The organism is Variovorax glucosi, assembly GCF_051216695.1.
GTDB lineage: Bacteria > Pseudomonadota > Gammaproteobacteria > Burkholderiales > Burkholderiaceae_C > Variovorax.
In genome coordinates this window covers 1-1,311 of record NZ_JBPJZE010000151.1, presented here as the reverse complement: position 1 = coordinate 1,311, position 1,311 = coordinate 1, and the positions used below count along the sequence as shown (strand labels likewise).

The window sequence follows — 1,311 nt, the reverse complement described above, 5'->3', positions numbered from 1 at the left end:
CAGGTCGGCATCGTGGTGCCGTCGCAGCGCGTGCTGCCGCATGTGACGCAGAATTTTGTCGGGCGCATGGCGCGGCGGTTGACGCAACTGGAGATTGCGGCTGCGGCCGTGTGAGCGCGGAGGCGGGGGGCTCCCGCGATGAAACGATGCACGTCTTGCGTTGCGCGCGCCTTCTAGAATCCAGGCCCGCGCTCGCACGGAACAACCCGGGCGAACGCATCGTTCATCTCAACTCTCTGCATGCCTTTTTTTCGACTTCGCTCCGCTCCTCCCACTCTTCTGGCTCTTCTTCTCTACACCTTCGGCGCAGCGACTCCTGCCTTCGCTGCCGATGCCGTCCTGACGCTGAACACCGACCGCGTGCAGGAAGCCACTCAAGCCCCCGCTTTCGATCTTGCCGTGACCCGCCTCACCGGCATGGCGTCCGGTTCTTACTACTGGCCTGAAGGCCTGCTTGCCGAACAACTGATCGAGGGGTTGTCCTCGCGCAATGATCGCAAGGAGCAGGCATTGCCCGGCGACCAGCGGCTGGTGTCGTCGTACCGGCGGCCTTATGGCGGCAGTGAGCGCGCGGCTGTGCTGCTCGACAGCCGCAGCGGCAATGTGCTGGCCGCGGCGCTCGTGCATCGCCAGTGCGGCACGGGTTCGGCCTCCACCGGTTGCCTGGACGATCAGCACGCGGTGCTGTCGGTCTTCTTGCGTCCCGGCTTCGACCGCACCAAGGCGCAGCCGCTGATTGCATGGAGCCGCCAGGTGCCCGAAGAACTGCAGTTCGGCAAGGGCGAGAAGATTGCGAAGACCGAATACACCACGCTGGATGCCGCGCACACCGCCGCACGCCCCGTCGAGCGGCCGAAGAGCTTCTCCGCTGACGTGCCGCTGTACCCGAAGTCGCAGATATACCGCACCGCACAGGACGCGCTGAGCGACGCCAAGGCCAAACGCGTGCTGCGCCTGCAGACCACCGACAGCATGGAAAAAGTGCTGGCCTTCTACAAGCAGCTGTCGCCGCTGCTCGAAGAGATGGAGTCGAGCCTGGACGAGCGCTCCGGCTATGTCGCGGGCAGCCGCAAGGGCGTGGCCTTTTCCGTCGGCGTGACGCACGGGAAAGACATGCTGGCGATCACGAATATCGAAGTGGAGATTTCGGAATGATGAATGTGCCGTTTCCCAGGACCTTTGCGTCGCTGCTGTTCGCCTGCGCCATGGGCGCGCATGCACAGGGCGCGCAACCCGCGGCATCGTCGGCTGGGCCCGTCACCACCGAATTGCCCGCGCCGCCGCTGCGCCTCAGCGAGCAGCCGCGCATCC

1 protein-coding gene is annotated in these 1,311 nt (G+C 65.4%); it reads left to right on the top strand.

Annotation, left to right across the window (positions count from 1 at the left end):
• Nucleotides 1-240: 240 nt before the first annotated feature.
• A complete protein-coding gene (locus tag ACSFA3_RS23755; protein WP_435468709.1) occupies nt 241-1,155 on the top strand; it encodes a hypothetical protein in 915 nt (304 codons plus the stop codon).
• Nucleotides 1,156-1,311: the final 156 nt, after the last annotated feature.